The sequence below is a fragment of the Pseudonocardia abyssalis genome (genome assembly GCF_019263705.2).
GTDB lineage: Bacteria > Actinomycetota > Actinomycetes > Mycobacteriales > Pseudonocardiaceae > Pseudonocardia > Pseudonocardia abyssalis.
In genome coordinates this window covers 1,313,447-1,325,902 of the sequence record NZ_JADQDK010000001.1, presented here as the reverse complement: position 1 = coordinate 1,325,902, position 12,456 = coordinate 1,313,447, and the positions used below count along the sequence as shown (strand labels likewise).

General features: G+C 73.8%; 14 protein-coding genes. 3 read left to right on the top strand and 11 right to left on the bottom strand.

Features of this window, described 5'->3' with window-relative positions; genetic code table 11:
• The first annotated feature begins 139 nt into the window (after positions 1 to 139).
• Entirely contained in the window at positions 140 to 574 is a 435-nt protein-coding gene (locus I4I81_RS06390; RefSeq protein WP_218604269.1) for a hotdog fold domain-containing protein, read from the top strand.
• A 52-nt stretch (positions 575 to 626) separates the two neighbouring features.
• On the opposite strand, the gene I4I81_RS06385 is transcribed toward I4I81_RS06390, so the two are convergent.
• The 3 genes from I4I81_RS06385 to I4I81_RS06375 are packed head-to-tail and all read right to left on the bottom strand — an operon-like array spanning position 627 to position 3,315.
• Positions 627 to 1,523, bottom strand: a complete 897-nt coding sequence (locus tag I4I81_RS06385; protein WP_226363786.1) for an alpha/beta hydrolase family protein — start codon at positions 1,521 to 1,523, stop codon at positions 627 to 629.
• 2 nt (positions 1,524 to 1,525) lie between these two features.
• Positions 1,526 to 2,095 (bottom strand): PaaI family thioesterase, encoded by a 570-nt coding sequence (locus tag I4I81_RS06380; RefSeq protein ID WP_218604268.1) that lies wholly within the window; start codon positions 2,093 to 2,095, stop codon positions 1,526 to 1,528.
• Positions 2,096 to 2,151: 56 nt separating this feature from the next.
• Entirely contained in the window at positions 2,152 to 3,315 is a 1,164-nt protein-coding gene (locus tag I4I81_RS06375) for an acyl-CoA dehydrogenase family protein (RefSeq protein ID WP_226363785.1), read from the bottom strand.
• A gap of 162 nt (positions 3,316 to 3,477) precedes the next feature.
• Here I4I81_RS06375 and I4I81_RS06370 point away from each other — a divergent pair, with 162 nt between their 5' ends.
• Positions 3,478 to 4,428, top strand: coding sequence for a PDR/VanB family oxidoreductase (locus I4I81_RS06370; RefSeq protein WP_218604267.1), 951 nt, complete (start codon positions 3,478 to 3,480; stop codon positions 4,426 to 4,428).
• A gap of 91 nt (positions 4,429 to 4,519) precedes the next feature.
• Complete coding sequence (locus tag I4I81_RS06365; protein WP_218604266.1) at positions 4,520 to 5,338, top strand: MBL fold metallo-hydrolase; 819 nt, start codon at positions 4,520 to 4,522, stop codon at positions 5,336 to 5,338.
• A gap of 292 nt (positions 5,339 to 5,630) precedes the next feature.
• Here the strand turns inward: I4I81_RS06365 and I4I81_RS06360 are convergent, their stop codons facing one another.
• Genes I4I81_RS06360 through I4I81_RS06325 form a run of 8 tightly spaced genes read right to left on the bottom strand, consistent with a single transcriptional unit; the run spans position 5,631 to position 12,426 of the window.
• Entirely contained in the window at positions 5,631 to 6,935 is a 1,305-nt protein-coding gene (locus tag I4I81_RS06360) for an FAD-dependent oxidoreductase (protein ID WP_218604265.1), read from the bottom strand.
• A 20-nt stretch (positions 6,936 to 6,955) separates the two neighbouring features.
• Positions 6,956 to 7,405 (bottom strand): acyl-CoA thioesterase, encoded by a 450-nt coding sequence (locus tag I4I81_RS06355; RefSeq protein WP_218604264.1) that lies wholly within the window; start codon positions 7,403 to 7,405, stop codon positions 6,956 to 6,958.
• Complete coding sequence (locus I4I81_RS06350; RefSeq protein ID WP_218604263.1) at positions 7,402 to 8,280, bottom strand: acyl-ACP desaturase; 879 nt, start codon at positions 8,278 to 8,280, stop codon at positions 7,402 to 7,404. The genes I4I81_RS06355 and I4I81_RS06350 overlap by 4 nt, the downstream gene beginning before the upstream one ends.
• Positions 8,277 to 9,113 (bottom strand): SAM-dependent methyltransferase, encoded by an 837-nt coding sequence (locus I4I81_RS06345; protein ID WP_218604262.1) that lies wholly within the window; start codon positions 9,111 to 9,113, stop codon positions 8,277 to 8,279. The genes I4I81_RS06350 and I4I81_RS06345 overlap by 4 nt, the downstream gene beginning before the upstream one ends.
• Complete coding sequence (locus tag I4I81_RS06340) at positions 9,110 to 9,364, bottom strand: acyl carrier protein (protein WP_218604261.1); 255 nt, start codon at positions 9,362 to 9,364, stop codon at positions 9,110 to 9,112. Before I4I81_RS06340 ends, I4I81_RS06345 begins: the two co-directional genes overlap by 4 nt.
• A gap of 55 nt (positions 9,365 to 9,419) precedes the next feature.
• On the bottom strand, positions 9,420 to 9,908 hold the full coding sequence (locus I4I81_RS06335; RefSeq protein ID WP_226363783.1) for a PaaI family thioesterase: 489 nt from the start codon (positions 9,906 to 9,908) through the stop codon (positions 9,420 to 9,422).
• Complete coding sequence (locus tag I4I81_RS06330; protein WP_218604987.1) at positions 9,905 to 10,735, bottom strand: ferritin-like domain-containing protein; 831 nt, start codon at positions 10,733 to 10,735, stop codon at positions 9,905 to 9,907. The genes I4I81_RS06335 and I4I81_RS06330 overlap by 4 nt, the downstream gene beginning before the upstream one ends.
• A complete protein-coding gene (locus tag I4I81_RS06325) occupies positions 10,732 to 12,426 on the bottom strand; it encodes an AMP-binding protein (protein WP_218604988.1) in 1,695 nt (564 codons plus the stop codon). Before I4I81_RS06325 ends, I4I81_RS06330 begins: the two co-directional genes overlap by 4 nt.
• Positions 12,427 to 12,456 lie beyond the last annotated feature (30 nt).

Genomic DNA, 12,456 nt, shown 5'->3' with positions numbered 1-12,456 from the left:
GAACCGGACGGACGGGACCGACCGGCGGTAGGTGATGCCGATCGGGCGATCGGCATCACCATGCACACGTTGATCGCGCCGGCACGGGCGGCGAAGGTCACCCGGACGACCTGAGACCCGACGACGAGCGGGAGCATGCGTGCGCGAACCGACCCCGGAGACCCTGCGCCGAGCCGCCCGGTGGCAGCCCGCTGCGCCCGATCCGCTCGACCGGCTCGCGTCCGCCGCGACCCTCGACATGGCCCGGCTGGGGCCGAGGTTCACCGACGTCGACGCCGGGATCTGGGTGGACTTCACCCTGCACGCCGCCCTCCGGGACCCGCTCTGCGTAGCGGTCCTCAGGGCGGTGTGCGACGAGGCGATGCGCACGCTCGTCGCGTCCACGTTCGGGACCCCCGCCCGGGCCGACGGCATCCACCTGGTCCGCGACGGGCGCGCCGCGCACGGCAGCCGCCTGTACTGCGTCGCCCGCATCGCGGTGACGCCCGACGACCTCGTCGCCGCCGCCGCGGAGATCCGCGACGAACGGGACGAGGTCGTGGCCCACGCCTCGGCCGGCTACCGGCTCTGCTAGCCCGGGAGGCTCGGCCAGCCCGGGAGGGATCGGCCAGCCCGGGAGGGATCGGCTAGCTCGGGAGGGATCCGGTGCGGACCCAGTGGGCCACCGCGGGGGCCAGCACCGCGCTGTCCTTGACCCACTCGAAGTGGTCGCGGTGCACCACGCCGGAGTCCTCGTCCACGTCCCAGGCCGTCAGCCGCGCCGCCGGCATCCGGCGGCCCAGGAAGTCGACGTTCGACTTGGGTCCCAGCAGGTCGCGGTCGAGCGCGATCGTCAGCACCGGGGCGGTGAGCGCCCGCAGCGCCGCGTCGTAGTCGAGACTGCGGCCCCGGAAGCGGTAGCGGCTGGTCCGCGAGTGCCGCGCCCAGTCGGTCATCACCCCGCCCGCCATCGCGCCCGGGATGAGGACGCCACCGGGCCACGAGCCGCGGACGGCCGCGACCAGCCCGATCCACTGGATCGACCACAACGCCTCGAACCAGCGCCGGGGCCCGAACGCCCGCCAGAAGACCGTGCCGGTCCCGATCACGGCGACGCCGTCCACCGCGTCCGGGTTCGCCGCCGCGAACAGCAGCGCGAGCTGACCGCCGAGACTGTGCCCGAACAGGAACAGCGGGGCCTGCGGGAACCGCTCCCGCACCGCCGCGACCACTGCCGGCAGGTCGGTCTCGATCAGCTCCTTGTAGCCGAAGTCGGGGCCGTCGCCCAGCAGCGGCGCACTCTCCCCCTGCCCGCGCAGGTCGCAGGCGGCCGCGGACAGCCCCGCGGCCCGCAGCGCCGTGAGCAGCGGCAGGTAGAACTTGGCCTTGAGCGCCATCGCCGGCAGCACCAGCGCCACCGGTACGGCCGGGTCGTCGTTCGGCAGCACCCGGACCACGAAGGTCGTACCGTCGGCCGCGGTGACCGGCACCTGCTCCAGCAGCGAGAACGCCGAAGGGCGCTTGATGGGGGGACTCGCGGACACGGTCAGCTCCCAGCGATCGGTGTCGGGGCGTTCGACGGCGGGGCGGTCGTGGAGAGGGCGAGCACGGTGCAGACGTAGTCGAAGGTGAACTTCGCGACGAGGACGTCGGCATCGTCGTAGAGGTGCGCCCGTCCGTCGACCTCGACCCGGCCGCCCGCGTCGGTGGCCCGGACGCGGGCCATGTCCCGGTCGTCGACGGTGGCGACCGCCCGGACCCGGCCGATCGCCGGCCTGCGGAACGTCGAGCGCGCGTCCCGCAGCACGAGCAGGTCGATCCGGGACAGGACGTCGGCCGCGGCCCCGACGAACGCCGAGGCCCCGGCGATGTCGGCGGCCAGGAACAGCGCTCCGGCGTGCACCGTCGCCATGTGGTTGGTCAGGTGGGGCTGGTCGGGGATCTCGGCGACGGCCCGGTCCGGGCCGATCTCGGTGATCGTGATGCCGGCGTGGTTGCCGAACGGCACCAGCGCGTCGGCGACGGCGCGCAGGCCCTCGAAGTCCGGGGCGTCCCCGGTCACGGCGTCGGCGAAGGGCTGGGCGAAACCGCTCGGCAGCGGGATGGTGCGGGTCATGGCGTCCTCCCTGGACGGCTGGCCGGTCAGGATCGGGCGGGTCAGGATCGGGCGGGTCAGGATCGGTAGGGCCGGAGCACCCGGCGGGCGATGGACCAGCGCAGGACCTCCGATGGCCCCTCGTAGATGCGGAACGCCCGCGCCTCCACGAGGTACCGGGCGACGAGGTGGTCCTCGCAGACCCCGAGGCCGCCGTGCAGCTGCACCGAGCGGTCCAGGACCCGCCACACCGCCTCGGACACGAACGTCTTGGTGACCGACGCGAGGTGCCGCGCGGACGAGCTCGCGGGTCCCTCGGCGTCGAGCACCTCGGCCGTCGACCGGATCAGGCTGCGCGAGGCGATGATGTCGATCTCGTTGTCGGCGATCTGGGCCTGCGCCATGCCGTGCTCGGCGATCACCGAGCCGAACGCCCAGCGGTGGCTGATCCGCTCCGCGGCGAGCTCCTGGCTGCGGACGGCGAGCCCGAGCCAGGTCATGCAGAACGCCAGCCGGGCCGGTGCCAGCCGCACCTGCGCGTGCTCCATGCCGGAGCCGACCTCGCCGAGCACCGCGTCGTCGTCGACGCGGCAGTCGGTGAATGTCACCTCGCAGTGCCCGCCGGGGACCGTCCGGTCCAGCGTCGGCATCCGGCGCCCGACGGTCATGCCGGGGTTGTCGTGGTCGACGAGGAACATGGTCGGCCCGGCGCCGGTGTTCGCGACGCAGATGACGAACGCCGCACCGTCGGCGCCGGTGGTGAAGTGCTTGGTCCCGTTGATCACCCACCCTCCGCCGACCTGCTCGGCGGAGGTCCTCAGCAGGGCCGGATCGGCGCCCGCGCCCGGGGCCGGTTCGGTCATCGCGATCGACGAGCGCACCTCCCCCGACGCGAGCGGCCCGAGGTAGCGACGCGCCTGCTCGGCGTTCGCGGTGCGTTCGAGCAGGGCGATGTTGGCGTCGTCGGGGGCCCAGCAGTTGAGGGCCAGCGCGCCGATCAGGCTGGACCCGGCGGCCTCGAGCACGTCGGCCTGGGCCCGGAAGTCCAGGCCGAGACCGCCGTACTGCACGGGGGAAAGCGGGCCGAAGACGCCGGCCTGCCTCGCGGCCTTCTGCAGCTCGACGCGCAGTCCGTCGTCCATCACCCGCCCGTCCACGATGATCTCCCGCTCGATCGGGAAGACGTGCTCGCGGACGAACGCGCGGGTGCGGTCGGCGAGTCCGGTCATGGTTCCGGTCACCGGAACCTCCTCTCGGGGCATCGGACCCGATCGTCGCGCGGATCGGACGGCGTGATCGGGGTGATTGCCAGGTCCAATCGGGGAAGTCGAATCGGGCGCTCCACGCCGCCCGGCCCCGTGCGTCCGGCGACGCTGGTACCCGGATGGGAGGAGGACCCGCCGATGCCCGACTTGCCGACCGGACTGGCCCTGCAGGTGGTGGCGCGCCAGATCGAGGCCGAGGACGTCGTGTCCTACACCCTCGCCCGCCCCGACCGCGGCCCGCTGCCGCCCTGGGCGCCCGGCGCGCACGTGGACGTCCAGCTCGGGGACGCCGTCCGGCAGTACTCCCTGTGCGGTGACCCGGCCGACCGCACGACCTGGCGGATCGGGGTGCTGCGCGAGCCGGACGGCCGCGGCGGGTCCCGCTACCTGCACGACCTGGTCCGGCCGGGCTCGGAGCTGGAGATCGGCCTGCCCCGCAACAACTTCCCGCTCGTCGACGCCCGGCACTACGTCTTCGTGGCCGGCGGGATCGGGATCACCCCGCTGCTGCCGATGATCCGCGTGGTGCAGGCGTCGGGCGCGGGGTGGTCCCTGCACTACGGCGCCCGGCGCCGCAGCCGGCTGGCCTTCCTCGACGAGCTGGCCTGCGGCGGTTCCCGGGTCCGGCTGCACCCCGAGGACGAGTACGGCCTGCTTCCGCTGGCCGGGATCCTCGCGGCGGCACCGCCGGACGCGCAGGTCTACGGCTGCGGACCGGAGCCGCTGCTCGACGCGCTGGAACGCGCCGGCGCCGGGCGGCCCACCGGATCACTGCACGTCGAACGGTTCCGGCCCCGGATCGACCCGGCGGCCGGCCCGGACCAGGCGTTCGACGTACTGGTCGCGAGCACCGGCACCACGCTGCGGGTCGGCGCGGGCGTCTCGGTGCTCGACACCCTCGACGCCGCCGGGCTCCCGATGCCGTCCTCGTGCCGGGAGGGCACCTGCGCGAGCTGCGAGACGGCGGTGCTCGCCGGCGAGATCGACCACCGCGACTCCGTGCTCTCGACCGCCGAACGCGAGTCGGGCAAGACCATGATGATCTGCGTCTCCCGCGCCGCGTCACCGCTGCTGGTCCTCGACCTCTGAGCGGCCGCACCCCACTGACAGGTCCGTCCGGCGTCGCTCGCACCCGTCCGACACGCCGCGGACGAAGTTTCGACACATCGGAGTGTGTGCCATGCAGCTCTCGGTACTTGGATGCCGGGCCGGGATGCCGGCCGACGGCCAGGCTAGCTCGGGTTACCTGGTCGAGACCGCGCAGGCGCGGATCCTGCTCGACTGCGGTCCCGGGGTGGCCCTGGCCCTGTCCTCGGTCACCCGGCCCGCCGCGCTCGACGCCGTCGTGATCAGCCATTTCCACTCCGACCACTGTTACGACCTGCTGCCCGTCGGAAAGGCCCTGCTGTCGCTGCTCACGACGTTTCCCGGCGGGCCCGAGGTGGACGCGGACGAGTTCCGCCCGGTCCGGTTGTTCGCCCCGGTCGGCGCGCCGGAACGGTTCCTGCGCTGGGCGTCGCTGTTCCCCGTCGCCGGTTCCCGGCTGCTCGACCGGGCCTTCGAAGTGGCGTTCGACGTGTGCGAGTACAGGCCCGGCCACCGGGTCACCGTCGGGGACTGCGAGCTGGAGATGCACGAGCTGCGGCACATCGAGCCGAGCTGCGGGGTCCGGGTGAGCGGCCCGTCCGGCACGCTCGCCTACACCGGGGACACCGGCGTCACCGACGCGGCCGTCGTACTGGCGCAGGGGGCAGACCTCCTGCTCGCCGAGGCGACGCTGTCGGCGACCGACCGGACCGAGCACGGCCACCTCAGCGGAGGTGACGCCGGACGGATCGCCGCCCGGGCGGGCGTGGGCGAGCTGATGCTGACCCACTTCGCCTCCGTGCAGGAGGACTGGCTGCGGAACCTGCAGGCGGCGGCCGTCGCGGAGTTCCCCGGCCCGGTCCGGCTGGCCCGGCCCGGCCTCGTCCACCCCGTCGGCGGAGGCCCCGTCTGAGCCGGGATCCACCACGCGACTCGACGGCGCATGCGCGCAGCGACCCCGGCCCGGGGTCGCGCGCCTGCCCGCCGCCAGGCCTTTCCACCCACCGCGGGACCGGGCCGTGGAACCCGGGCTCGAGTCATGCTCCGCCGCGCCGCTCGTCGCAGAATCCTGACTTCGTGCGGGCGCCGTCGACCGACCGCGCGTGCTCGTGTTCCACCGCCACCTCGTCGCCCGGCCGTGTCCGGCGGATGGGCCGCGACCCATCGGGTCGGGCCGGGCTGCGCGGTGGATCCACGCCGAGGTGTCAGCAGGCGCCGGGCCGCAGGACGCGCACCAGCACGCGGGGTGCCAGCAGCGTCGCGGGGGCGTCGACGAGGTTGGCCACCCGCAGGAACGCCCGGGACACCACCGGGTCCCGGTGGGCGGCGAGCTGCACGCGTCGGATGTAGCCGTCCAGTACGCGGGCCGGCAGCGGACGGCGGCCGTCGACCTCGGGCAGGGCCAGGTCCGAGCGCGTCGCGATCTCCCACGCCGCGTCGCACAGCCGCGCGGTGTCGCGGTAGAACGTGCGCGGGTCGAGCGGGCCCGGCGATGCGAGCTGCGCGCGCAGCACCCGCACCTGCTGGGCGGCCAGCGACATGCCCTGGGCGTAGAGCGGGTTCACGCTGCACACCGCGTCGCCGAGCGCCACGAACCCGCGGGCCGGGTCGGGCAGGCGGTCGAAGCGGCGCCGGAGCGAGCCGCCGAAGCGGTAGGGCACCGGGTCGCCCAGCGGCTCGGCGGCCCCGATGACGCGGTGGATGTCCGGCGTGGGGAGCGTGGCGGCGAACGCCTCGAACCCGGCGGCGTCGGCCGGGGGGTGGTCGCCGAGCATCCCGGCCAGTGTCACCAGCCAGCGCCCGCCGTCGACGGCCAGGCAGCCCCCGCCGCGAAACCGCGGGATGGTCGAGACCGTCACGGCGAGCTGGCCGTCGAGGTGCTCGGGGCGCCGGCGGTAGAACCGGGTCGCGTAGCCGAGGTCGACGTCGACCCGCTCCTGCACCGGCGCGGCGTGACCGGCTGCCCTCAGCCAGTCCGCGACCCGCGACCCGCGACCCGACGCGTCGACGACGAGATCGGCAGCGAGGCTCTCCTCGCGACCGGACCGCGGGCGCACCCGCACACCGGTCACGGCCCTGCTGCCGTCGGTGCACAGGCCGGTGACCGTGCCCGGGCCCGCGACGTCGACCCCGGGCACCGCGACCGCCCTGGCCCGCAGCGCGGACTCCAGGAACGGGCGGCTGGCCAGCACCGAGCGCATCCCGGTCGCGGTGGGCGCCAGCCGGCGCCCGTGCAGGTACCAGCGGGTGTCGCGCAGCGGCTCGCCGGTCGGCGCGCCCGCGGCGACCAGCTCGTCGGTCAACCCGGGGTAGAGCTCCTCCATGATCCGCCGGCCGCCGTCGAGCAGCCCGTGCAGGTGCGCGCCCTGGGGCACGCCGCGCCGGACCCCGCTCGACGGGGCGTCGCGCTCGACGATCGTGACCCGGGCGAACGCGTCGCTCAGGACCCGGGCGGCCAGCAACCCCGCCATGCCGGCGCCGACCACCACGGCGTGCTCGCGTGCTGCCATCGAGGCGGCCACCTCGTGGGCTAGACGCCGAGCAGTTCGGGTGCGGTGGCCAGCTCCCGCAGCCGCTCGCGCGGCCGCTCCACCAGCCGGCGGCGGTTCAGGTCGAGCAGCCCGGCGATGCAGGTGACCTCGGCGGCGAGGGTGCCGTCGGCGCGCAGCACCTGCTGGACGATGCGTGCGGTCTTGCGCTCGCCCCAGTGGAACTCGCAGCCGATCTCGACGTCGTCGCCGACGCGCAGCTCGCTGCGGAAGCTGATCGTGACCTCCAGCGCCGCCGGCATGATCCCGGCGCCGAGCAGGGCGTTCACCGTCAGCCCGGCCGCGGCGAGGCACTCCCAGCGGGCGTGCTCGGCGTACTGCATGTACACGGTGCCGGCGACGTGGCCGAGCGCGTCGATCTCGTAGCCCCGCACGACGAGCCTCGTACGGTGCGCGGGCACGGTCACGGTCTCAGGGATGGCGGTGTTCATGAGTGGGTCCCTTCGGTCAGGGTCGTGACGGTGCGGCAGGACTCGACGAACCGGATCAGCTCGTCGAGCGGCTCGGTGCGGTGGTCGACCGCGCGGTCGACCACTGAGACCAGGTGGTCGTAGGCGTCGGTGTGGTCGTAGCGCGCGACGTCGGCGATTCGCAGCGCCCACCGCCAGTAGCCCCTGATGTCGGCCAGCGGCATCCGGAAGTCGGCGATGACGTCGCGGATCGGCGCCGCGACCCGGTCGCCGTGCACCCGCAGGTAGCGGGTGACGACGTCGGCGAAGAACGTGAAGTGCCGGGCCTCGTCGCGGGACAGGCGGGTGAGCAGGTCGGACAGGACCGGGTCGGCGACGTCGGCCCGCAGCTGCTGGTAGTAGATCTGCGTGGCCTTCTCCTGCACCAGCGCGTAGGTGAAGAACTGCACCGGGTGGGCATAGTCGAGCAGGAACGGTTGCCGTCCGTACCCGGCGAGGTCGGTGCGCAGCTCGTCGCGCTCCCGCATGCCCGACGCCCGCTGGTAGCGGGCGAGCGCGCGGGCGTGGGTGTCCTCCTCCGCCGCCCACCGCACGGTGAAGTGGTAGAGCTCGCGGTGGTGGGCGAACACCGCCGGATCGACGCTCGAGTCGACCGGGAAGCTGCGGTGGTAGATGTCGAAGTAGCCGGGCAGGTGGTCCTCGATGACGGTGACGAACTCGACCGCGGAGCGCTGGCCGTCGGTGAGCCGCCCGGCGTCCGCACGGGCCCAGTCCAGGCTCTGCTCGGCGTCCCAGCGACGCTCCGGGGGCAGCGCGCCCAGGAACGCGTCGACGGCCGCCGCGAGGTCCTCGGTGTCGATCAGCTCCGCGGTGTCGACCGCGTTTCCGGTGATCATCGGGCGTTCCGCAGGGTCACGCCGTAGTGCTTGGTGGTGTAGCCCCAGCCGGCGTTGGCGATCTCCAGGTACCGGGTCAGGTCCGCCGCCGTGCCGTCCCGGATCGCGTCGAGCTGCGGGGCGCGCGCGGCCACCCGCTCGATCCAGTGGTCGATGGTGCGGCGGTAGTGGTCGGTCAGGTCGTCGACGGCGTCGACTGCGAACCCGGCCGCCTCTGCCGCGGCCACCAGCTCGGACAGCGGCCGCAGCCGCCCGTTGCCGAAGATCGAGTCGCGGACGAAGTCGGTCCCCGGCCGCGCGTCGAACTCGGCCTGGATCGCCGCGCTGCGGAAGCAGCTCTCGGACACGTAGAAGCGGGCGCCCCGGCGCAGCAGGCGCCGGACCTTCGCGAACACCGCGGGCAGGTCCGGCATGTGGACCACCGAGCCGAGTGCCGCCGCGGCGGCGAACGACCCGCGCGGCGCGTCGAAGTCCTCGAACATCCCGTGGTGCACGCGGACCCGGTCGGTGAGCCCGCGGGTCGCGGCCGTGCCGACCACGTGGTCGTGCTGGCGGCGTGCCGGGGTGACACCGGTGACGGTGCAGTCGTAGCGGCCGGCGAGGAACAGCGTCAACGCACCCCAGCCGCAGCCGATGTCGAGCACCGCCTCGCCGTCGGCGACGCTCATGCGGTCGGCGACGAAGCGCAGCTTGTGCCGTTGCGCGGTGGCCAGGTCGTCGGCCGCGGTGCGGTAGAGCGCCGAGCTGTACTTGCGCATCGGGTCGAGGAACTGCTCGAAGATCGCGGGGTCGAGGTCGTAGTGCTGGTTGGTCTCGACGACTCCCGCGGTCACCTGGCGCCGTCCAGGGCCGCCCGGACCACGGTGACGACCTCGTCGACCGTGCTGACCCCGAAGACGTCGGCGTCCTCGAGCTCGATGTCGTATCGCTGCTCGATGGTGGCGATGATCCGCAGGACCCTGATCGAGTCGGCGCCCTCGACGGCGCGCAGATCGCTGTCGGGCGCCAGCGACGCGGGCTCGACGCCCAGCTCCCCCGCCACGATCCCGATGACGACCTCGGTGATCTCGGCGACTGCGGGCACGGCAGACGTGGTCCCGGTGGACTGGTTCACAGAAGACAGGTTCACAGTGGACTCCTCATGCGACGGGTGACGGGAGGGCGGGGTGCCGGGTCGTCGTGAGCGGCAGCCCGGCAGCGTCGGCGGGCAGGGGGCGGTAGACGGCGGTGGCGGTGACCACGAGCTCGCCCGCGGCGTCGCGCACCTCGGCGCGGCCGGCGACGGTCCCGGACCGGCCCTCCTCGGTGGTGGCGCGGCAGCGGTAGCGGCCGCCGACCGCCACCACGCCGACGTAGCGCATCCGCAGGCTGGTCGTGACGGCCGGGCGGCCGTGCCCGATCACGACGTGGTTGCCCATGGCCTCGTCGCAGACCAGGGCCACGATCCCGCCGTGTACGACGCCGGGGTAGGACTCGTAGCGGCGGTCCAGGCAGAACTCGGTGACCAGCCCGTCGCCGTCGAGGTGGAAGCGCAGCCCCAGGCCCACCGGGTTGGCGGGCGCGCAGCCGAAGCAGTGTCCGTCGGCGCGCTGCGCCCACGGCAGGGTCAGCTCCGGGGAAGCCGTCACGAGATCGCCCCGGCGAGCGCCCGACGCACCTTGCCGTTGCTGGACAGGTCGAGCCCGGTGAGGCCGCCGAACGCCTTGCGGATCTTGGCCTGCAGCTCGCCGAGCTCGCCGGTCTCGGCCATCTGGTCGAGGAAGAGCTGGAAGCCGGTGTCGATGGTCTCGTGGCCGTCGAGCGCGTCGAGGCCGGACTTGAACACGCTCACCGGGTGCTTGATCTTCTCGTCGGAGGTGTAGAAGTACAGCGTCTCCAGCACGGACGCGAGCTCCTCGGGGTGCGCGCGCAGGCGCTCCCCGGCGAAGTACCTGAACTCCCTGGCGTGTGCCGCCTCGTCGCGGCTCGCGCGCCGCAGCAGGTCGGCCAGGACGGGCTCGCGCACCCATGCCGCGACCGAGCGGTAGACGTGGTTGACCGTCAGCTCGGAGATGATGTTGGTGGCCAGCGTGGCGGAGCGGCTGCTGCCCGGCTCGTACGGCGCGCGCATGGCGGCGACCGCCCGCGAGTCGACGGTCTCCCCCACGGCCTGCAGCCAGGAGGTGAACGCGTAGTGGTGCTGCACCTCCTGGTAGCCCCAGATCACCGCGAACGCCGAGAAGTCGTAGTCGTCGATGAACTCGTTCATGAATCCGTGGACCGCCGCGATGACGTTCGACTCGCCCATCACCGCGCTCTTCACGAGCGTCACGTATTCCGGGCGGACGAGGCTCCGGTCGATTCCGTCGAGATCGATTTCGGACAGCTTCCAGTGGCTCCGGTCGTAGTGCCGGAAAACCTCCAGGCTGTGCATCCGGTCCATTCCCGGGATGCTTTCCGTTGGCGTGGTCGTCATGTGTTCACCTGTTCTCTGGCTGCGAGTGCGGCGCGCATGTCGAGGCGCCGCAGTTTTCCGCTGGTAGTGCGCGGAATGGTCCTCGGGGAGACCAGGTGGACCGCCACGCCCGGCACGTCGGCGACGGCCGCCACGCGCTCACGCAGCCGCTGCTCCAGGCCCTCCCGGTCGGACGAGGTGGTCTCGGCGACGAGCACCACCTGCTCGGGCCCGCCGCCGCCGCGTGCGAACGCGACGCAGTTGCCCCGGTGCACGCCGGCGACCCCGCGGGCGGCCTCCTCGACGTCGAGGGGGTAGACGTTGCGGCCGGCGACGGTGATCATCTCCTTGAGCCGGCCGGTGAAGAACAGTTCGCCGTCGCGCAGGTAGCCCAGGTCGCCGCTGCGCAGCCAGCCGTCGGCGGTGAACAGGTCGTCCCCGCCCGCGGCACCGAGATACCCCCGGGTCGCCATCGCGCCGCGCATCTGGATCTCCCCGACCACGCCGTCGGGTCGCACCCGGTCGCCGTCGGCGACGCGGACCTCCATGTCCGGGACGGCGCGGCCCAGTCCGACCAGCTCGCGCGCCCCCGGCACCCCCGCCGCGACGGTCACCGCCCGCCCGTGCTCGGCCAGCACGCCCCGGTCGACCCGCTCGACGACCGGGGCCCGGCCCGACGGCGGCAGCGTCGCGACCAGCGTGACCTCGGCCATCCCGTAGGCCGGCACCATCGCGCCGGGGCGGAAACCCGCGGCGGCGAAGCGGTCCAGGAACGCGGCGACCGAACCCGCCGACACCGCCTCGGCCCCGTTGAACGCCACCCGCCACGCCGACAGGTCCAGGCTGGCGGCCTGCTCCGGGGTGACCGCACCCAGCAGCGCGTCGTAGCCGAAGTTGGGCATCGTCGAGATCGTGGCACCGGCCGTGGCGAACTGCTCCAGCCACCGGGCCGGGCGGCGGACGAAACCGGCCGGGGACCACAGGTGCAGCGGGATCCCGCGGAACAGGCCGGTCAGCGCGCCGAACAGGCCCATGTCGTGGAACAGCGGCAGCCACGATCCGTGCACGTCCGCCGGCCCGAGCCGGATCGCCGCGGTGATGGCCCGCGCGCAGGACCAGACGTTGGCGTGGCTGAGCACCACCCCCTTCGGGACGGCCGTGCTCCCCGAGGTGAACTGGACGATCGCCGGGGCCGCCACCGCGACCTCGGGCATGTGCTCGCCGCCGGCCCCGGTGTCCAGCTCGGCGCTGTCGAGCACGTCCGGCCCGGCGAGCGCGGCCAGCGCCGGGACGAGGCGGGACGCGATGCGGTGCGAGACGACGAGGTGCGACATGCCGGCTGTGCCGGCGACCCGCTGCGTGCGGCGCAGGTAGTCGCCGAGGTCGGTGCCGGCCGGCAGCGCGAGCGGCGCGGCCGCCGCGCCCGCCCGCACCGCCCCGAACAGGGTGGTCAGGAACTCGGGCGTGTTGGGGGCCAGTACGCCGACCCGGTCACCGGGGCGTACCCCGCGCCGGACCAGCGCGGCCGCGACGGTGCGGGAGGCGTCGGCCAGCTCGCGGTAGCGGAGCACGGCGTTCTCGTCGGGGAAGTGGATGCACTGCTCGGGGAACTGGGCCGCGACGACGTCGAGCGCGTCGTGCAGCGTGAGTGGCCGCGTCCGGGCCGGGTCGCAGGGCGTGCGCATCTCGTCCTCGTCACGGGGCGTGCGCATCTCGTCCTCACTGTTCTCAACTCGCTGTCC